17 protein-coding genes and 1 tRNA gene are annotated in these 19406 nt (G+C 44.6%); 12 read left to right on the top strand and 6 right to left on the bottom strand.

The window, feature by feature from the left end:
* Positions 1-24: 24 nt before the first annotated feature.
* The 5 genes from ileS (at position 25) to AB6811_RS03430 (ending at position 6085) form a co-directional block, all read left to right on the top strand.
* On the top strand, positions 25-3468 hold the full coding sequence (gene ileS / locus AB6811_RS03450; RefSeq protein ID WP_369489047.1) for an isoleucine--tRNA ligase: 3444 nt from the start codon (positions 25-27) through the stop codon (positions 3466-3468).
* A gap of 55 nt (positions 3469-3523) precedes the next feature.
* Positions 3524-3901: a TraR/DksA family transcriptional regulator gene (locus tag AB6811_RS03445; RefSeq protein WP_369489046.1), complete on the top strand. Its 378-nt coding sequence runs from the start codon at positions 3524-3526 to the stop codon at positions 3899-3901.
* 89 nt (positions 3902-3990) lie between these two features.
* Entirely contained in the window at positions 3991-4647 is a 657-nt protein-coding gene (locus AB6811_RS03440) for a lipoprotein signal peptidase (protein ID WP_369489045.1), read from the top strand.
* A gap of 10 nt (positions 4648-4657) precedes the next feature.
* A complete protein-coding gene (gene purE / locus AB6811_RS03435; RefSeq protein ID WP_369489044.1) occupies positions 4658-5128 on the top strand; it encodes a 5-(carboxyamino)imidazole ribonucleotide mutase in 471 nt (156 codons plus the stop codon).
* 9 nt (positions 5129-5137) lie between these two features.
* Positions 5138-6085, top strand: a complete 948-nt coding sequence (locus AB6811_RS03430; protein WP_369489043.1) for an L-threonylcarbamoyladenylate synthase — start codon at positions 5138-5140, stop codon at positions 6083-6085.
* Between the two features lie 84 nt (positions 6086-6169).
* On the opposite strand, the gene AB6811_RS03425 is transcribed toward AB6811_RS03430, so the two are convergent.
* From AB6811_RS03425 to AB6811_RS03405, 5 genes are all read right to left on the bottom strand, one after another.
* Positions 6170-6778 (bottom strand): ComF family protein, encoded by a 609-nt coding sequence (locus AB6811_RS03425; protein ID WP_369489042.1) that lies wholly within the window; start codon positions 6776-6778, stop codon positions 6170-6172.
* 96 nt (positions 6779-6874) lie between these two features.
* A complete protein-coding gene (locus AB6811_RS03420; protein ID WP_369489041.1) occupies positions 6875-7312 on the bottom strand; it encodes a DUF2147 domain-containing protein in 438 nt (145 codons plus the stop codon).
* A gap of 48 nt (positions 7313-7360) precedes the next feature.
* Positions 7361-8113, bottom strand: a complete 753-nt coding sequence (locus tag AB6811_RS03415) for a septal ring lytic transglycosylase RlpA family protein (protein WP_369489040.1) — start codon at positions 8111-8113, stop codon at positions 7361-7363.
* Position 8114: 1 nt separating this feature from the next.
* Positions 8115-8777 carry a DUF2461 domain-containing protein gene (locus AB6811_RS03410; RefSeq protein ID WP_369489039.1) on the bottom strand — a complete coding sequence of 221 codons (663 nt, stop codon included), beginning with the start codon at positions 8775-8777 and terminating at the stop codon, positions 8115-8117.
* Positions 8778-8858: 81 nt separating this feature from the next.
* Positions 8859-8931: transfer RNA gene (locus AB6811_RS03405), tRNA-Lys, on the bottom strand.
* Between the two features lie 115 nt (positions 8932-9046).
* Here AB6811_RS03405 and rfbB point away from each other — a divergent pair.
* From rfbB to AB6811_RS03370, 7 genes are all read left to right on the top strand, one after another.
* Positions 9047-10105, top strand: coding sequence for a dTDP-glucose 4,6-dehydratase (gene rfbB, locus AB6811_RS03400; protein WP_369489038.1), 1059 nt, complete (start codon positions 9047-9049; stop codon positions 10103-10105).
* Positions 10106-10425: 320 nt separating this feature from the next.
* Positions 10426-10872 (top strand): pyridoxamine 5'-phosphate oxidase family protein, encoded by a 447-nt coding sequence (locus AB6811_RS03395; protein ID WP_369489037.1) that lies wholly within the window; start codon positions 10426-10428, stop codon positions 10870-10872.
* A 14-nt stretch (positions 10873-10886) separates the two neighbouring features.
* The gene (locus AB6811_RS03390) at positions 10887-11876 is read left to right on the top strand and encodes an NAD-dependent epimerase/dehydratase family protein (RefSeq protein ID WP_369489036.1); all 990 of its coding nucleotides are present in this window, start codon (positions 10887-10889) and stop codon (positions 11874-11876) included.
* Positions 11877-12264: 388 nt separating this feature from the next.
* Positions 12265-12744, top strand: a complete 480-nt coding sequence (locus AB6811_RS03385) for an adenylyltransferase/cytidyltransferase family protein (RefSeq protein ID WP_369489035.1) — start codon at positions 12265-12267, stop codon at positions 12742-12744.
* Positions 12745-14124, top strand: a complete 1380-nt coding sequence (radA, locus tag AB6811_RS03380) for a DNA repair protein RadA (RefSeq protein WP_369489034.1) — start codon at positions 12745-12747, stop codon at positions 14122-14124.
* Between the two features lie 11 nt (positions 14125-14135).
* Positions 14136-15404 carry an NAD(P)/FAD-dependent oxidoreductase gene (locus AB6811_RS03375; RefSeq protein ID WP_369489033.1) on the top strand — a complete coding sequence of 423 codons (1269 nt, stop codon included), beginning with the start codon at positions 14136-14138 and terminating at the stop codon, positions 15402-15404.
* Positions 15404-16996 (top strand): ABC transporter ATP-binding protein, encoded by a 1593-nt coding sequence (locus AB6811_RS03370; protein WP_369489032.1) that lies wholly within the window; start codon positions 15404-15406, stop codon positions 16994-16996. The genes AB6811_RS03375 and AB6811_RS03370 overlap by 1 nt, the downstream gene beginning before the upstream one ends.
* On the opposite strand, the gene AB6811_RS03365 is transcribed toward AB6811_RS03370, so the two are convergent.
* The gene (locus tag AB6811_RS03365) at positions 16993-19335 is read right to left on the bottom strand and encodes a penicillin-binding protein 1A (protein WP_369489031.1); all 2343 of its coding nucleotides are present in this window, start codon (positions 19333-19335) and stop codon (positions 16993-16995) included. The two genes, AB6811_RS03370 and AB6811_RS03365, sit on opposite strands and share 4 nt — an antisense overlap.
* Between the last annotated feature and the right edge of the window lie 71 nt (positions 19336-19406).

Here is a 19406-nt window from a genome sequence, read left to right as displayed (position 1 = left end):
TTTTAGTATTTAACAGCGTTTTATATGGGTAACCTAAAATTTAAAGAGTACAAGGGACTTGATTTGCCTCAAGTGAACAAGGATGTTCTTAAGACCTGGGAGCAGCAGAACACCTTTAGGAAAAGTATAGAAACTCGTAAAGGGCACCCCAAGTTTATTTTTTACGAAGGGCCACCATCAGCCAATGGAATACCCGGCATCCATCACGTAATGGCACGCACCATTAAGGATATTTTTTGTCGATATAAAACCCAAAAAGGTTTTTTAGTTGAGCGTAAAGCCGGATGGGACACCCATGGTTTGCCCGTTGAACTTGGCGTTGAAAAAATGCTTGGTATAACCAAGGAGGATATTGGCACCAAAATATCAGTTGAGGAGTACAATAACACCTGCCGTAAGGAGGTAATGAAGTATACCGACCTATGGGAGGACCTTACCCAAAAAATGGGCTACTGGGTCGATATGGACGACCCCTATATCACCTACGACAACCGTTACATTGAATCGCTTTGGTATCTTTTACAAAAGCTTTTTGAGAAAGGTTTACTGTACAAGGGGAAAACCATACAACCATACTCTCCGGCTGCTGGAACCGGTTTAAGTACCCACGAGCTTAACCAGCCCGGATGCTACCGCGATGTTAAGGATACCACTGTGGTAGCACAGTTCAATGTTATCAGGAATGAGAGTAGCCAGTTCCTTTTTGACTTAACCGATACCCCAGATGTATACATACTGGCTTGGACAACCACACCCTGGACTCTTCCATCGAACACCGCACTGGCGATAAATGCCAGCATTAAGTATAGCATCGTTAGAACCTTTAACCCGTACAGCGGTGAGCCATTGACTGTTGTACTGGCCAAGGACAGGCAGGATTATTACTTTCCGGCAGCAAATGCCGAGCTGTCGTTCAACGATTATCAGCCAGGCGACAAAAAGGTTCCCTTTAAGGTTTTATCGGAGATTGAGGGTTCAAAGCTTGTAGGTATCCGATACCATCAACTATTCCCCTGGGTGAAACCCGAGGGCGACGCCTTCAGGGTGATTGCCGGCGATTTTGTTACTACCGAGGATGGTACCGGTGTGGTTCATATTGCACCAACCTTTGGTGCCGACGACGACCGAGTGGCAAAGGCATCGGGTATTGCTCAGCTAATACTTCGCGACAAGTACCGCAACCCTGAACCCATGGTCGATAGGCGCGGAAGATTTTACCCAATAGAGGACCTCGACCCTGACTTTGTGAAAAGCAACGTAAATGTTGACCTTTACAGGGAGTTTGCCGGTAGATTTGTTAAAAACGAGTACGATTCAAGCCTGCCTGAAGATGCACCAACACTTGATGTTGACCTTGCGGTTGCCCTAAAAAAGGAAAATAAGGCATTCAGGATTGAAAAACACGTTCACAACTACCCGCACTGCTGGCGCACCGATAAGCCTGTACTCTACTACCCACTCGATAGCTGGTTTATCCGTGTTACAGCCCTTAAGGATAGGATGATTGAGCTGAACAAAACCATTAACTGGAAACCGGCCAGTACAGGTACCGGGCGATTTGGTAAATGGCTCGAAAATCTGTTGGATTGGAATCTTTCCCGTTCGCGTTTCTGGGGTACACCACTGCCCATCTGGGTTTCAGAAGATCGCAGCGAGATGATTTGTATTGGTTCCGTTGCCCAGCTTAAGGATGAAATAGAAAAGGCTATTAAGGCTGGGTTCATGGATAAGAACCCGTTGGCCAACTACAAGGAGGGTGACTTTAGCAAGGAAAACTATAACAGCTTCGACCTGCATCGCCCATTTGTTGATAATATTGTGCTTGTTTCGCCAAGCGGGAAGCGTATGTTCCGTGAGCTCGACCTAATTGACGTTTGGTTCGACTCTGGAGCTATGCCATACGCTCAAATTCACTACCCCTTTGAGAACAAGGATAATCTTAACGAGTTGTTCCCAGCCGATTTTATTGCTGAGGGTGTTGATCAAACCCGTGGCTGGTTCTATACGCTCCATGCGCTGTCAACTCTACTTTTCGATTCTGTAGCCTATAAGAATATCGTTTCCAACGGATTGGTGCTTGACAAGAACGGTAACAAGATGAGTAAGCGCCTTGGCAATGCCGTTGACCCGTGGGAGGTAATTGAAAAGTACGGTTCTGATCCCTTACGCTGGTACATGATTACCAACGCACAACCCTGGGATAACCTTAAGTTCGATATTGATGGTGTTGACGAGGTTAAGCGTAAGTTCTTTGGAACCCTTTACAACACCTACTCGTTCTTTGCTCTTTACGCCAACGTGGATGGATTTTCATATGCTGAGGACGAAATTCCGGTTAGTCAGCGGCCCGAAATTGACCGCTGGATACTTTCGCTGCTTAACAGCCTGGTGAAAGAGGTTGAGGAGGCATACGAGGACTATGAACCTACACGTGCTGGCCGAGCAATTCAGGATTTTGTAATTGAGCAGCTCAGCAACTGGTATGTAAGGCTTAATCGTAAACGCTTCTGGGGTGGCGAGTACGATACCGACAAGATTGCAGCTTTCCAAACCCTTTATACCTGTTTGGAAACAGTAGCCATGCTGGCTGCCCCCATTGCCCCATTCTACATGGATCAGCTGTTCACTGACCTTAACCGTGTTACACATCGCCATTCAGCCGAAAGCGTTCACCTTGCGAACTTCCCAAAATGCAACGATGCATTGATTGACAAGAACCTTGAGGAGAAGATGGAAATGGCCCAATCAATTTGCTCGCTGGTACTTGGATTGCGACGTAAGGTTAACATCAAGGTTCGTCAACCCCTGCAAAAGATTATGATTCCAATCCTTGATGAAAGGTTCAGGGAGCAACTTGCAGCAGTTGAAAACCTCATTCTTAGCGAGGTTAATGTTAAGGAGCTTGAGTACATTAGCGACTCATCGGGGATTCTGGTTAAAAAGATAAAACCGAACTTTAAAACCCTTGGCCCTCGCTACGGAAAGGCAATGAAAGCAATTTCCGAAGCCATTGCCAAAATGACACAGGAAGACATTGCTGCTTTTGAGCGCAACGGACAGTTCACCATAAAGGCAGCCGAGGGAGATATCAATCTAACCCTTGAGGATGTTGAAATTCTCTCGGAAGATATTCCAGGATGGCTTGTTGCAAACGAAGGACGCTATACGGTTGCACTTGATATTACCATTACTGAGGAGCTTCGCATGGAGGGTATTGCCCGTGAGCTTATCAATAGGGTTCAAAACATGCGTAAGGATTCAGGCTTTGAGGTAACCGATAAAATCCGCATCAAAATACAGAAACACGACAAGCTGAACAAGGCCATTGAGGTTCACAAGAGCTATATTTCAACGCAAACCCTTGCCCGTGAAATTATTTTAGTTGATGAGGAACTAAATGGAAATTCTAACGTAATAGAGTTAGACGATGAACTTTCAACTGCTATTTCTGTTGAAAAGATTGAATAGATGAGTTGGTTTTTTACTACAATTTTTTTATATCTTTAGCAAAATTTAAAAAGCCATGGGAGAGAAGACCAGATATTCCGATGAGGAGTTAGCAGAATTCAAGGAAATTATTCTGCAGAAACTCGAAAAGGCACGTAGGGATTACGAAATCCTTAAGAGTGCCATTACCATGGATGAGAGTAACGATACCGAGGATACCTCGCCAACCTTTAAGGTTTTGGAGGAGGGTGCTTCAACCCTATCGAAGGAAGAGGCTGGCCGCTTGGCTCAACGCCAGCTCAAGTTTATCCAACATCTTGAGGCTGCCCTGGTACGTATCGAGAACAAAACCTATGGTATTTGCCGCGAAACCGGCAAACTGATCTCAAAAGAACGTCTACGTGCTGTTCCACACGCAACGCTCAGCATTGAAGCCAAAAATAGTCAACGATAGCTGTAAGTGTTAATATGTATTACTCAGGAAAGCGACCATTTGGTCGCTTTTACTTTTTGTATTAGTTTTACGCCATAAACAGTTGACCTATGAATTTCAATAAGAAACATTTAGCCTTTCTAATAATCCTTCTTATCCTTGTAATTGATCAGGCCCTCAAGGTTTGGATAAAAACCAACTTTGCCATAGGCGATGAGATGAGGGTAATTGGGAACTGGTTCATTCTTCACTTTACTGAAAACCCCGGTATGGCCTTCGGGTTAAAGTTTTGGGGTATTTGGGGTAAAATTGGCTTAAGCATATTCCGTATTGCAGCAATTGTTGCCATTGCATGGTATTTAAATCATCTTATTAAGCAACAGGTAAAAACGGGAATTATAGTAGGCCTTTCGCTCATCCTTGCCGGTGCCATTGGAAATATTATCGATAGCGCATTCTACGGTTATCTGTTCGATAGTGGTACCACTTATAGTTCGGAGTTTAACCAGTGGGTATCGTACTATGGCATATCAAAGCTAAACTTTGGAGGATATGCCGGATTCCTTCAGGGATGTGTAGTTGATATGTTCTACTTCCCTATTATCGATACTGTGCTACCCTCTTGGGTTCCCATTATTGGGGGTGAGCACTTCGTTTTCTTCAGGCCTGTTTTTAACATTGCCGATTCATCCATAACCATCGGGGTGATATACCTGCTGCTGTTTCATCGGCATACTCTGTTTGGGCATCAACATAACCATAAATAATAAATAGATCATGAACCGCAAAGTTGTAATCATTATGGGCTCAAAGGCTGACCTTGATTGGGCCAACCAAATTGTTAACGTGCTAAAGGGTTTTGGAATTGAAACCGTAACACGCATTGCATCGGCCCATAAGGTGCCGCTAAAATGCTATGAGCTGATTAAACATTACGAAAAGGAAAACGTAGTGTTTATAACCATTGCTGGCATGAGCAACGCCTTAAGCGGTTTCACCGATGCTCAAACCCACTGCCCAGTAATTGCCTGCCCACCGTACAGCGATAAGTTTGGTGGTGCCGATGTGTATTCAAGCCTTCGTATGCCATCGGGTGTTGCTCCTCTTACTATTCTTAGCACTGAAAACGCAGCCCTTGCTGCCGCAAAAATTATTGGGCTTTCCAATCCCGATATTCAGAAAAAGATTGCTGAATACCAGGAGAAGAAGCGTATTGAACTTGAAGAGGCCGATAAGAATATTCAGTAATTGAAGCCGATGGGGATAGTTGGGGTTGATATCGACCACGCTGCATCAATTATTGCCAACGGGGGAGTTGTAGCTTTTCCTACTGAAACGGTTTATGGGTTGGGGGCTAATGCCCTTAACCCCAATGCTGTAGCAAAAGTTTTTGCACTTAAGGAGCGCCCCTCGTTCGATCCCTTAATTGTTCATATTGCTTCAGCTGAAAACATATCCCTTTTATCATCATGTAACGATCCCAGAGTATTTCAGCTAGCAGAACGATTCTGGCCAGGCCCGCTAACCATAGTTGTTCCCAAAAGTACAGTTGTCCCCGGCATTGTGACCTCCGACCTCGATACAGTTGGCATACGCATGCCAAACCATCCCATTGCCCTGGAGCTTATTAAAAAATCGGGATGTGTAATTGCAGCCCCCAGTGCCAATAAGTTTGGAAGGGTTAGCCCCACACGCGCGGAGCATGTGCTAAAGCAGTTGCCTGAGGTGGACTATATTCTTGATGGAGGGAAAACAACCGTTGGAATAGAATCGACAGTAATAACGCTCGACGAGGAAGGTTTTATAATTCTGCGTCATGGTGCAATAACCCATAGCCATTTGGCACAGGTGCTGAAACCTTCAGGTGCCCATAAACCTCTAAAAGGGCTAGCATCGCCCGGACTGCTTAAATCGCACTACAGCCCAAACAAACCACTATACATTGCTGGTGAAACCAGCAAACCCATTGACCCATCAATGGCAGGATATATTGCCTTTGGGAAAAAACCAGAAGGTAACTACAAACGTATTGAGTACCTATCGGAAACGGGCGATATGGTTGAAGCGGCAGCGCACCTTTTTGAAAAAATCCACGCCTTTGAGGATTCCGATGTGGAATACATAGTTGCCGATCCTGTACCTGAGGTAGGCATCGGAATTGCCATTATGGACAGGCTCCGTAAAGCGGCTTACAGGTATAAGTAAAGTTGTTCGTTTATAGTTGATAGTTGTTGGTTGATGGTGAACCTAAAACTTTACCCTTTACCCTTTATCCTTTATCCTTAAATCTTAAGTATTAGTTGCATAGGCAAGAGTGCCAACGCTAACTTTAATATTAACAGAATCGATAAGGGTTTGGGTGCAGGTTTCAAGTGTGGCCCCTGTGGTAATAACATCGTCAACCAGCAGGACATGCCCTCCTTCTATTTTTTCGGGGTTGCAGATAGTAAATGCCCCGGCAATATTCTGCATACGCTCCATGCGCGTTTTCTTGGTTTGGGTTTGGGTATAAATGTTTCTGAGCAAAACATCGGTCACCACCGGAACGCCCATGGCTTCCGATAATCCCCTTGCAATGGCCTCGGCCTGATTGTAACCGCGTTCCTTAAATCGTTTAGGATGCAGTGGCACAGGGATTATTGCAGTAATTGGCTTATATAGCTCCGAGTTTTTCAGCTCAAGGCCAAACTGACGACCAAGAAACACGCCAATATCCTCGCGCCCTTGGTATTTTAGCATATGCAATAGCTTACGGTAGCGGCTACCCTTGCGGAAGTAAAAGAATGAGCAAGCATGCTCCACATTCACTCTACCCCAAAAGATTTGCGATACTGGGTTATCGTCCCAGTTCCAGAATCGGGTTCGGGGGATATGATATAAACAGGAGGTGCAAAGCACCTCCTCGTATAGCGAAAGACCATCGTGGCAAATGGTGCAAACGTTAGGGTAGAAAAGATTTATAAAATCGTATGCTACACGTTTTACCCCATGTGTTTAGTTGCTTCGGGTCCACTCCACCTCTTTCCCAATGAAAGAGAAACCTATATAACCCTTAACGTGGAGCAAGTTATAGTTACCATCGTCGAACCACATGTAGCACTTGTAGGTTTTTCCCTCCTTGGGGTTATAGATAGTGCCATCAACCCACTGGTTATCCTTGTAAACAAAGCCATCGAGCATTCTCAAACCCATAATTGGCCTACTCTGTAGTTTAGGCTCAGGATTCTTATCGTCAACCTTGGGTTTCCCATCCTTATTGGGTTCCTTAAGCCAAGTAATCTCGCCATAAAATTTTCCCTTGGCATCCTTCTTAATGGTTACCTTGGAATCGCCATACTGTGTAAGCCATGTACCAAGAACCTTGTCCTGGTGTTGAGCCATTGCCGGCACTATTAGCATAATAGCCAATGATAGCAAAAACAGCTTTTTCATAGTAATTTAGGTTGGTTATGAATTTCAATATTAGTAATTTTTTATCAATTATTTAGCCTCAATAATAAAACAGCCCGGATATTTGGTTTGAGCGGATTGTTTTACCTTTTCGGCATCGGAACGGGATGTAAATGGTCCTATGAGTAACTTGAAAAGGCGGTCGTTGTTTACCGCAACTACCTGAACGCAAGTTTTCTTTCCAAACTGCTCCTGAGCATCGGCTAGCAGCAAAAAGATATTGGTTTGCTCCCGGAAGCTACCTAGCTGGACATAGAATCCTTTTTTGGTTTGCTTTTGAACTTCGACCGAGAAATACTCTATCGCTTCGGAAGGTGCGGCTTGTTGGTTGGTTTTAATCTCAACGGTTTGTGAATTGGTAGTTTTCTTACCCCAATCGGTTACTGCCGTTTTCGATGCATCCTCTTGGGAATTAAGCTTAATTCCCTGGCTATCTATAACTTCAATTCTAACCCGTGCTATACCCGTACCAATCATCCCTAGCCTTTCCGCTACCGATTTGGAAACATCAATTATTCTGTCGGGTACAAAAGGGCCCCTATCGTTTACGCGTGCTATTGCCGTTTGGTTATTATCCAGGTTGGTTATTTTAACCAGCGAACCAAACGGTATTGACACGTGTGCACAGGTAGCTTTCAGGTGACTGTAGCGTTCACCCGATGCGGTAACCCTTCCCTCAAAATTATCGCCGTAATACGATGCGTTGCCCTCCTGAACATATCCTACCTGAGCATTGATGCATATGGGTAGTAGGGCGATTATTGCTGTAAATAGGCTGCGCATTTTATGGTATGGCTTGATTTAGAAATTTAACCAGTGGACTAAGCGTTTCAAACACTTCAATCGCCCTAAGGTCGAAATCGGGATGAAAGAGTTCATCATCGGTAAAATCGCGTGATGGGGTTATGTGTTTCAACCTGAGAAATAGATCGAGTTCGGGATCGAACTCAAAACCTGCAGGTGTGCGCTTAGCCTGCTCAACTCCCTCCCAGGTAAAGGTTGATTTGAACTTAGGGTTGTTAACTACGGAAAGGAACTCGCTCCTATTTTCAACCATTGCCGTGCGTACCGCTTTCATAACAGGCGCAGGGGCCATGTACAAACCTCCCGAAGCAAATGAACCCCCGGGCTGGATATGGATGTAATAGCCACAACCACTGCTTTTTCGGCCACCCGGAGCAATAAAGGCCCCAAAGTTCTCCTTGTAAGGATTTTTGTTAGCAGAAAAGCGAACATCGCGGTAAATACGAAAGATGCAATCGCGGGGTTCAAGAGCACCTATCGATTTATCGAAGTGGCTAATACCTGCAATCAGTGTAAACACAAGCCGTTGAAAATCGGTTTGGGCCTGCTCATAATAATTGCGGTTAACCTGAAACCACTCACGGTTATTATTGTTTGAGAGGTTTACAAGAAAATTAACGGTTTCCTTTTGTAGTCCGGGCATGGGGGAAATGGTTTACTAACAAAATTAGCAAAATATTTTATGACCCAAACAAAAAAGCCACTCCTTTGGAGTGGCTTGCTGTCGGCTCGGTGGGGATCGAACCCACGACCCCATGATTAAGAGTCACGTGCTCTACCAGCTGAGCTACGAGCCGTTATTTTTGTGGCTGCAAATTTAGTATCTTTTTTATCCAACACAAAATGTCATCCAAAAATTTACTTTCTTTACAGAAAAATTTTGTTAAACACTTGTAAATTCATGAAAAGGGAATGGAACGCAGAACAATTCTAATAACCGGTGGCGCAGGATTCATTGGCTCGCATGTGGTTCGCCGATTTGTAAACAACTACCCCAACTACCTGATTATCAACTTTGATAAGCTAACTTATGCGGGTAACCTGCAAAATCTAACCGACATTGAGGGCAAGTCCAATTACAAATTTATTAAAGGCGATATAGCCAGCGAGGCCGATGTTGACAAGGTTTTTAGCGAGTATGCCATTGACGGTGTTATCCACCTGGCAGCCGAGTCGCACGTGGACCGGTCGATAACAGACCCCATGGCATTTATCCGTACAAACATACTTGGAACCACCATTCTTCTGAACGCAGCCCGAAAGTTTTGGAATGGCAACTGGGAAGGAAAACTTTTCTACCACATTTCCACCGATGAGGTTTACGGTAGCCTTGGGGCTGAAGGGTTCTTCACAGAGGAAACCCCTTATGACCCCCGCAGCCCATACTCCGCTTCAAAGGCATCGTCGGATCATCTGGTAAGGGCCTACAATCACACCTATGGCCTACCCGCTGTTATATCGAATTGCTCCAATAACTACGGGCCAAACCAGTTTCCTGAGAAGCTTATACCACTATCTATCCACAACATTAAGAACAGTAAACCCATCCCAATTTACGGTAAAGGGGAGAATGTTCGCGACTGGCTGTACGTGGAAGATCATGCAGCCGCTATCGATCTGATTTTCCATAAGGCAAAGCCTGGCACAACCTACAATATTGGGGGTAACAACGAGTGGAAGAATATTGACCTTATCAGGCTGCTTTGTCAAATAATGGACAGGAAACTCGGCAGAGCCCAGGGGGAGTCGGAAAAGCTGATAACCTTTGTAAAGGACAGGGCTGGTCATGACTTACGCTACGCCATTGACTCCAGCAAAATTCAGCGCGAGCTGGGCTGGAAGCCATCGCTAACTTTTGATGTGGGCCTGGAAAAAACCGTTGAATGGTACCTGGCCAATGAGCAATGGCTTAACAATGTGGTAAGCGGCGATTACCTGAAATACTACGAGCAGCAGTACGGAGGGCGCTAGGTTAGTGAATAGTAATACGGGCATTGGAGAATGTGAGGAAGTTAGAGGTGTATAGAGCGTTAAACGTAAGCCGTTAAACGAAATCGAGCAACCCCTATTGTCATTAGGAGCCTAGCGAGGAATCTCATTTGAAAGTGGAATTGAGAAGAAGTTATAAAGAAGCTTGAGGAAGTTAGAGAAATGTAGAGAGAGCCGTTTAAATAAACCCGAACAACAAATAACTACACCCAGAGGGGAAGGGCAAAGTGTATTTTCACTACCAACTATCAACTACCAACTATCAACTAAATTTTTTACCTTTGCTTGATTAAAAGTTTATCATGGCCGAAAAACCCGATAGCAGGATTGTTGAGTTTATCAACGAGCATCATGTTTTAACGCTGGCTACAAGCTTCAACGAGGAACCCTGGTGCGCTAACTGTTTCTATGTTTACATGGAAGATGAAAACAGTCTTGTGTTTACTTCCGATTTCGACACCAAACACATCCAACAGGCCAGTCATAATATCTACGTTGCGGGGACTATTGTGCTTGAAACAAGCATCATTGGCAAAATCCAGGGAGTGCAGTTTCAGGGAATAATATCACAACCACAAGGCGAACTGCATGAGAGAGCCAAGAAGGCTTACCTTAAGCGTTTTCCAATTGCCATGCTAATGGAAACCCACCTATGGGTTGTTGACCTTACCTACTTAAAGATGACCGATAACCGGTTAGGGTTTGGCAAAAAGCTAATTTGGTCAAAGGACCTATCGTTCCAGAAATAAATTCACCCAACAGTATGATACTTGTAACTGGTGCTACTGGACTCGTAGGTGCTCATTTGCTTTATGAACTGTGTTCAGGGGGGCACAAGGTTAGAGCTACCCGAAGGGCAAACTCAAATACGCATTTTGTAGAGTGGTTTTTCTCACTATACACCGCTAATTCTTCGGACTTACTAAATCTGATTGAATGGGTTGATGCTGAGGTGTTAGATTACCAATCGTTGGTTGAGGCTACTAAGGGCGTATCAACCGTTTTTCATACAGCCGCTACGGTCTCGTTCAGCCCATCGCAGGAGCAGAACATACTTGCCACCAATGTTCGTGGGACTGCTAATGTTGTGGATGCCTGTCTTGAGAATGGGGTTAAAACGTTATGCCACGTTAGCTCCATTGCAGCCCTAGGCGAAAGGAACGACTTGGGAGTAATTGATGAGAGCTGCAAGTGGCAAAAAAGTAAGGGACAGAGTGCCTATGCCCGAAGCAAGTTTTTAGGTGAAAACGAGGTTTGGCGTGGTTTTGAACAGGGGTTAAGAGTGGTAATAGTTAATCCTTCAGTAATTCTCGGTCCCGGACGTTGGAATTCGGGTAGTGGACAGCTATTCAGCATAGTATCGAAAGGGATGCCCTTTTATACCGATGGCGTAACCGGTTATGTTGATGTTCGCGATGTGGCAAAAGCCATGGTCTTTCTTACTCTAAACACCGAGGTTAGCGGAGAGCGATTTGTTCTTAATTCAGAAAACCTTGGCTTCAGGGAACTTTTTACCTTAATTGCTAATGTTTCCAACAATAGAAAACCTTTTATAAAGATACCTTTGACATTAATACATGTTCTTTACCCGCTGATTTTCATTCTTACAGCCGGAAGAATATCAAAAAGTAACCTCAAATCGGCATTTACAAAATCGTACTACTCATCCGTTAAAATTAAAGCACTTGGTTTTACATTCACACCCATTACCCATACGGTTCAACTAATGGCTGAGGCGAAAAAGAAAAGTTAAGAAAAAGAATGCTGGGGTCATGAATTCACTATCAACGAACAGCTAAATCTTTCATCCTGAGCCTCCTGTCTCGACTTAGAGGGGAGCGAAGGATTTCAGTGAAGGGTAAAAGCGAAAAAGGAGCAAAGAGATGCTTCGGCGAGCTCAGCAGGACAGAGAGATGTTTCAGAGTAGTCTATCCCAATACTTCAGGACGGGTCACGGGTCAACTTTTAGCCTTTATCCTTTATCCTTTATCCTTTAACCTTTATCCTTCCTTCCCGCTTTCCGTCAAACCCTCTTTTTGTCTGCAATCAAACGCTAAACGCTAAATACCAAACTTGATTTTCACCCATTATCTCTGAAAATTTGTATTTTTACTTGCTTAAATCTTTAAACGTTTTGCTTTATGGATAAAAGAGAAATTCTTTCGAAAAAAATACTTAGTGGTGTTGAGTACGACCGAATGGTAGCATTTTGGAACTTTAAATCGCGTTCGGTAGTAGCCCTTTATGGCACCTTTGATGTTTTTCACCCGTCGGTTTTTGACTTAATCACCTTTGCCTCTGAGTTAGGTCAGGAGTTGGCAGTAGGCGTTAAGCCCGATGCCGATGTTAAGGCAGATAAAGGCGAAAAATTTCCAATTTATAATCAGGATCAACGGGCTGCAATGGTTTCGGCGCATCAGCTGGTTTCAGCAGTGCATATTTGCAATGAAGGGGTTGAAGATTTCCTCCGCAGGACAAAACCTGCTGTGGCAGTTTGCTGTGCGCATGCATCCGATACCGATAAGAAAGCCCTTGAGGTGGTTAAGGAGTGGGGAGGCCGTGTCGAGATTTTCATGGGTAGCACTACCAGTATCGATGATATCATTTCAAAGTATAAGTAGGTGGCTAAAACTAAGAGCGTTTACGTTTGCCAGAATTGCGGGGCCGAGTCGGTAAAATGGCTGGGGCGTTGCCCCTCATGCAATGAGTGGAACACCTTTGTAGAGGAGCGGATAACCAAGGAGTCCAAAAGCCGACCAGGACTGGTAGAGGTTTCCCGCAATGCAATACCAAAGCCCTTAAAGGAGATTGAAACCAGCAATGAGAAACGCATCGATACCCGCATAGGCGAGCTAAACCGAATACTAGGAGGGGGAATTGTTCCTGGTTCAATTGTTTTGCTTGGAGGTGAACCGGGCATAGGAAAATCAACTTTAGCTTTGCAGCTTGCCCTGGGTATGGATCACCAAAAGGTGCTTTACGTTTCGGGCGAGGAGAGTGCCCGTCAGGTGAAAATCCGTGCCGATAGGATTAACCCTGCTAATCAGGATTGCCTAATCCTGAACGAAACGCTTTTGGAGAACATACTCACCCAGATTGAGAATGTTCAGCCCGATTTAATTGTTATTGACTCCATTCAAACCCTGTACACCGATACAATAGAGTCGTCGCCGGGTAGCGTTTCGCAGATTCGCGAAACGGCTGCCACGCTATTGCGTTACGCAAAAACATCGGGTGTTCCCGTCATACTTATTGGTCACATAACCAAGGATGGTAGCATAGCTGGCCCCAAGGTGCTGGAGCATATTGTTGATGTGGTATTACAGTTTGAGGGCGATCAGAACTACCTTTACCGAATCTTACGTTCATCAAAGAATCGGTTTGGTTCAACATCGGAGATTGGGATTTTTGAGATGCAAAACAATGGCTTGGTTGAGGTAACCAATCCATCGGAGATACTACTATCGCATCGCGATGAGCAGCTTAGCGGCATTGCAGTTGCCGCTACAATCGATGGTGCAAGACCATTTCTAATTGAGACTCAGGCGCTGGTTAGCACAGCGGTTTACGGTACACCTCAGCGATCCACCACAGGCTTTGACCAGCGAAGGCTTAACATGCTTTTGGCTGTTCTTGAGCGTCGCGCAGGTTTTAGGCTTGCCAACAAGGATGTTTTCCTGAATATTGCCGGAGGGCTTAAGGTTAGCGATCCGGCTATTGACCTTGCTGTTATTGCAGCCATACTATCATCAACGCTCGATGTTGCAATACCTGGCACAACATGCTTTGCTGCGGAGGTTGGCCTTTCTGGCGAAATTCGCCCGGTGAACCGTCTCGACCAACGTGTGGCTGAGGCCAATAAGCTTGGGATGACCCGCATGTTTGTATCGCGCTACAATACCAAAGGGCTCGATAACGGAAATAAAAACTGTAAGATTATTCCAATCGGGAGAATTGAGGAGTTAATTCGACTCTTATTTGGACGGGAATCCGTGGACTAAAAATAATTGATATGAGAATTGCGGTTATCGGTTTTGGGGCAGCAGCCATCGGTTTGCTCGAGAAGCTAAAGAATAGCAACCACGAGGTGCACGTTTTTGAGAAAAGCAACGACATCTACTCGTCTAGCATATCGGGCATACGTGCCGATGGAAAGCTATTCGTATCAACCGAGATGGGAGGTGAAATTTATATTGATCCCTTGCTGCAGCGTAGGTTTGTTGAGTACTACATCAATTTTACGGGTAAGCGTGAGGTTGAAACCGGCAACTCATTCGCATCGGAGGATTACTACCGTAAATTCTACGAAAAAGGATTTCTACCCATATCATCGCAATTCTTCCACATTGGAACCGATCAGCTCAAGGAGGTTCTCTTCAATATCTACGAGCAATTTTGCAAATCGGCTAATATCCACTTTCATTTTAGCACTGAGGTAACTGAGGTAAAAGAGCAGCCTGATGGTGTAATAGTTAACGGAACCGAAAGGTTCGATATGGCGGTTATTGCGGTTGGTAGGAGTGGGCATAAGCTGATTAACAGAACCATATCGGAATATCCACAGCTTATAAAGAATAATACTAAGGTTGATTTGGGTATTCGCTACGAGTTACCCAACCACATTGTGGATGAAATAAACCGTGAGATGTATGAATTCAAGGTGAAATACAAAAGCCGTACCGGTTACATGGTTCGTACGTTCTGCAACAACCCATCGGGGTTTGTGGTTACTGAGAACTATGGCGATTTCACCACGGTTAACGGACATGCCAAGATGCGCGAAAAAAGTGGGAATACCAACTTTGCCATTCTGGCATCGCTTGTGCTAACCGAACCGTTCAACGATCCCATTGGCTATGGCTCATACATTGCTAAGCTATCGAACCTTTTGGCGGGTGAGGGGAAAGTAATACTACAAACATACAGCCACTTTAAGGAATCCAAACGCACTAAAAACCTTTACCGGGTTCATCCAACCCTTGAGCCCGAAAAATACATTTTAGGTGATATAAACCTTGCATTCCCACGTAGGATTATTGAGAGTATAATTGATTTCATTGAAAATCTTAACACGGTTATTCCCGGGGTGGCCAACAACGACAATCTAGTATATGCTCCCGAAATAAAGTTCTACTCCAATAGGCTGAACAACCAGATTTCGGCAAGGCTGAAATTTATTGGCGATTGCTCAGGGGCAACCCGTTCCATAATCTATGCAACTGCACATGGCTACCTGATGGCCGAAGCCATTGAGTCCAACAATTTTAATGTTGATATCTGATGCTAAAGGTATCCGATCTCACAGTATCGTTTTCTGGCAACCCGGTGGTTTCAGGGATATGCTTTAGCTTGATGCCCGGCGAAATACTTGGATTTGTTGGCGAATCGGGATCGGGAAAATCGGTAACATCGTTAGCCCTTATGGGGCTGTTGCCACCCAATGCAAAAGTGGAAGGTGGTTCAGCCTCTTTCAGCACTGAAAAAGGACAGGTCGATCTACTAAAAGTAGATAGTAAAACGCACCGGCAGATCAGGGGACAAGGCATTGCAATGATTTTTCAGGAACCCCAAACCAGCCTTAACCCTTCCATGATATGTGGTAAGCAAATATCGGAGGCTGTTGAACTACATACCAATCTTAGGGGCGCAAAGGCTAAAGAGCGATGCATACAGTTGCTTGCGGAAATGCAATTAACCGATCCTGCTAAGGTTTATAGCAGCTATCCGCACCAGCTTAGCGGAGGTCAAAAGCAAAGGGTTATGATAGCCATGGCACTTGCGGGTAATCCCCGTATCCTTATCGCCGACGAGCCAACCACCGCACTCGACGTTACCGTTCAAAAGAGTATTTTACAGCTACTGAAGGATATTCGGCAAAGGCATCAAATAGGCATTATCTTCATCACTCATGATTTGTCAGTAGTTGCTGAGGTTGCCGATAGAATTATGGTTATGCAGCAGGGGCAAATTGTTGAGCAGGGCACTGTAACCGAAATTTTTAACAACCCTACACATCCATACACCCGTCGGCTTATTGAGTTCCGTAAACGGATAAATCAACCTATTACTGAAACAGCTGGTGTCACAAATGAGCCTGAACACATTTTCCGTGTAAATTCAATCAGTGTAGAATACGGTAGCAATAGCTGGTTTAAAAGGGGCTTTAAGGCAATTAGCGATGTTTCATTTACTTTATTTAAAGGCGAAACATTAGGTCTGGTGGGCGAGTCGGGTTCAGGTAAAAGTACCATTGGTCGTACTTTGCTTAAATTAATCGAAACCCAAAGCGGAACCATTGAATATAATGGGGAACCATTGAGCAGCCTAAAAGGGAGCAATCTGCTTAATTTTCGTCGCGAGGTTCAGTTTATTTTTCAGGACCCCTACTCATCGCTAAATCCGAGGCTAACCATAGGCCAGGCCCTAATGGAGCCTTTTATCTATCATGGTTTAGGAGGTAAAAGGGAGGCCCGGAAGGCGGTTGAGGAATTACTTCAAATGGTTAGCTTGCCAGCTGACAGTATTAATCGCTACCCTCACGAATTCTCCGGGGGACAAAGGCAAAGGATTGTTATTGCTCGTGCACTGGTTCTTAAACCAAAAATTTTGGTTTGCGATGAGGTCCTTTCAGCGCTTGATGTATCAACTCAGGCCCAGATGCTTGATTTGCTTCAGGAGCTAAAAAAGGGAATGGGGTTAACCTACCTTTTTATCTCCCACGACTTATCGGTAGTGCGGAGTATTTGTTCAAGGGTAATAGTTTTAAATAGAGGCAGTATTGAAGAACAAGGGCCTGCCGAGGAGATATTTAGCAGGCCCCAAAGTGTATATACGCAGTTGCTTATCGATGCAATTCCTGGTAAATCGCTTTAGTAGATTTCTATTTCGTTTATCTCATAGCTAGATTCGTCCTCACAGTTAATGCTTACGTTGCTAGGAAGTAATGGCTTTTGCCAATCATCGTTTGGCGATATACCTAGCGAGGTGTCAGCATAAACCTTTTGCATAAACAAACCAAAGATAGGGAGAGCCATGTTGGCCCCCTGTCCTAAGGCGAGGTTCTGGAAGTGAACCGAACGGTCCTCGGCACCCGTCCAAACTCCTGCAACAAGATTTGGGGTTACGCCCATAAACCAACCGTCAGAGTGGTGCTGGGTTGTTCCGGTTTTTCCACCAATCTTTCCGGGCAGCCGATACTTCAACCGCAAGCGAACCCCTGTACCTTGATTAACAACGCTTTCAAGCAGGTTTATCATGAGGTATGCTGTTTGCTCACTAATGGCTTCGTTTTTTTTGGTGTTAAAAGTTGCCAGTACATTTCCGTTTTTATCCTCAATGCGCGTAACAAATATTGGTTCCACCTGAACCCCTTTATTCACATAAGTTCCATATGCACCTACCATTTCATAAAGGCTGAACTCAAATGTGCCAAGTATTATTGAGGGAACAGGTTCAATGTAGCTCTTTATACCAAGTTGATGAATCATTTCCACCACAGCGCTTGGCGCAAACTGCTTCATGATCCATGCAGAGATGTTGTTAACCGAGTTGGACAAGCCCCATTTTAGTGTGACCATTTGGCCATCGTACTTGGTGCTACCCGAGTTTTTGGGCGCCCAAATGGTATCGCCCACCACAAAGGTTTGTGTAACATTGGGTACTTTGGTGCAGGGCGAATATCCTTCCTGCATGGCTAAGGTATAAAGGAATGGTTTGATGGTTGAACCAACCTGTCGTTTCCCCTGCTGAACCATATCATACTTAAAGTGCTTAAAATCAGGACCACCGACGTAGGCTTTTACATGACCGTTATGCGGATCCATTGCCATAAAGCTTGAGCGCAGGAATTGCTTGTAGTACCTTATGGAGTCAAGGGGCGACATAAGAGTATCGCGCTCACCTTTCCATGAAAACACCCGCATGGGTATTTTCTCATTAAAGTTATCCATTATGCTATCGCGCGAAGCACCTGAGGCAACAAGACCCCTGTACCTTTGCGTTTGCCGCATTGCAAGGTATATTATATGGTCGGCCTGTTCGGGAGTTATATCGTAAAAGATTTTTCCTCCGCGAGCCTTAATCTCCTTGTCAAGCGCCGGTTGGAGGTCGTTTTTAAGATGCTCGGCAAGCGCCTCTTCGGCATACCGTTGCATACGCGAGTTAACGGTGGTGTATATCTTCAGCCCATCAGTGTAAACATTATAGGGAGTGCCATCGGGCTTGGTGTTCTTATTGCACCATCCGTAAAGGGGATTAGTTTCCCACAGCAGGGAATCTTCCCTATAAAGCTGCTGCGACCAGTAGCGCTTGGGATTGGGTTTTGATGCAGTCATGAACAATCGCAACATCTCCCTGAAGTAGGTAGCAGTTCCCTGGTTATGGCTCTGTGCTTGATATTTAAGTACAATGGGCAGTTTTGATATGGAATCGAATTGCTCCTGACTTATATAACCGTATTTAAGCATTTGCCCAAGCACAACATTTCTGCGGTGTCTAGCATTTTCTGGGTTGCGCACGGGGCTATAACGTGTTGGCGCATTAACTACACCCACAAGTAGGGCAGCCTGATCAATGGTTAGTGAGTCGGGAGTTGTATCAAAAAATGTTTTAGCCGCTGCTTTAATGCCAAACGAGTTACTGCCAAACTCCACCACGTTAAGGTACATAGCAGCAATCTCCTCCTTGGTGTAGTTCCGCTCTAGTTTTACAGCAGTTATCCACTCCTTAAATTTGGTTATTACCAGTTTAGTTGTTCTTACAAATACGTTCTGTTTACTAGAAATATCACGAGGGAAAAGGTTTTTGGCAAGCTGTTGGGTAATGGTACTGCCCCCTCCGGCTGAGCGTTGGGCAAAAAGAACGGTTTTGAACATTACGCGACCTAGTCCCTTAAAGTCGATTCCGCTATGGTTATGGAATCGAACATCTTCGGTGGCAATCAGTGCATTAATCACATTGGGCGAAATCTCATTGTAATCAACAAAACTTCGGTATTCCTTGTAAATGTTGCCTAGTACTATGTTATCCTCGGATATTACCTCCGAGGCTACGTTGCTCTTAGGGTTTTCGAGTTCCCTAAAGGTTGGCAATGGTCCAAAGAACTCCAACCCAATCAGGATAAATATTGTAACAACAAAAAGGAAGCCGAATGCCAATGCTCCCCAAAACCAGGTTTTGAATTTTTTAATCGTTGTAGGATCGTTTAGTTTCATCCTTACAAAATATTTTGAGTTAATAATGATAAAGTTTTTAGGCGATTAACCTTTAGTTCAATATAATCGGG

The organism is Tenuifilum sp. 4138str, assembly GCF_041102575.1.
GTDB lineage: Bacteria > Bacteroidota > Bacteroidia > Bacteroidales > Tenuifilaceae > Tenuifilum > Tenuifilum osseticum.
This window is presented reverse-complemented; position numbering and strand designations above follow the sequence as displayed.

What these genes read in the sequence shown, in the direction of transcription:
- AB6811_RS03415 (WP_369489040.1), bottom strand. Translation starts at nt 8,113, where the DNA reads ATGCGCAGCCTATTTACAGCAATAATCGCCCTACTACCCATATGCATC.
- AB6811_RS03370 (WP_369489032.1), top strand. Translation starts at nt 15,404, where the DNA reads ATGCTAAAGGTATCCGATCTCACAGTATCGTTTTCTGGCAACCCGGTG.
- AB6811_RS03375 (WP_369489033.1), top strand. Translation starts at nt 14,136, where the DNA reads ATGAGAATTGCGGTTATCGGTTTTGGGGCAGCAGCCATCGGTTTGCTC.
- AB6811_RS03410 (WP_369489039.1), bottom strand. Translation starts at nt 8,777, where the DNA reads ATGCCCGGACTACAAAAGGAAACCGTTAATTTTCTTGTAAACCTCTCA.
- AB6811_RS03390 (WP_369489036.1), top strand. Translation starts at nt 10,887, where the DNA reads ATGATACTTGTAACTGGTGCTACTGGACTCGTAGGTGCTCATTTGCTT.
- ileS (WP_369489047.1), top strand. Translation starts at nt 25, where the DNA reads ATGGGTAACCTAAAATTTAAAGAGTACAAGGGACTTGATTTGCCTCAA.
- AB6811_RS03365 (WP_369489031.1), bottom strand. Translation starts at nt 19,335, where the DNA reads ATGAAACTAAACGATCCTACAACGATTAAAAAATTCAAAACCTGGTTT.
- AB6811_RS03395 (WP_369489037.1), top strand. Translation starts at nt 10,426, where the DNA reads ATGGCCGAAAAACCCGATAGCAGGATTGTTGAGTTTATCAACGAGCAT.
- AB6811_RS03445 (WP_369489046.1), top strand. Translation starts at nt 3,524, where the DNA reads ATGGGAGAGAAGACCAGATATTCCGATGAGGAGTTAGCAGAATTCAAG.
- AB6811_RS03420 (WP_369489041.1), bottom strand. Translation starts at nt 7,312, where the DNA reads ATGAAAAAGCTGTTTTTGCTATCATTGGCTATTATGCTAATAGTGCCG.
- AB6811_RS03430 (WP_369489043.1), top strand. Translation starts at nt 5,138, where the DNA reads ATGGGGATAGTTGGGGTTGATATCGACCACGCTGCATCAATTATTGCC.
- purE (WP_369489044.1), top strand. Translation starts at nt 4,658, where the DNA reads ATGAACCGCAAAGTTGTAATCATTATGGGCTCAAAGGCTGACCTTGAT.
- rfbB (WP_369489038.1), top strand. Translation starts at nt 9,047, where the DNA reads ATGGAACGCAGAACAATTCTAATAACCGGTGGCGCAGGATTCATTGGC.
- AB6811_RS03385 (WP_369489035.1), top strand. Translation starts at nt 12,265, where the DNA reads ATGGATAAAAGAGAAATTCTTTCGAAAAAAATACTTAGTGGTGTTGAG.
- AB6811_RS03440 (WP_369489045.1), top strand. Translation starts at nt 3,991, where the DNA reads ATGAATTTCAATAAGAAACATTTAGCCTTTCTAATAATCCTTCTTATC.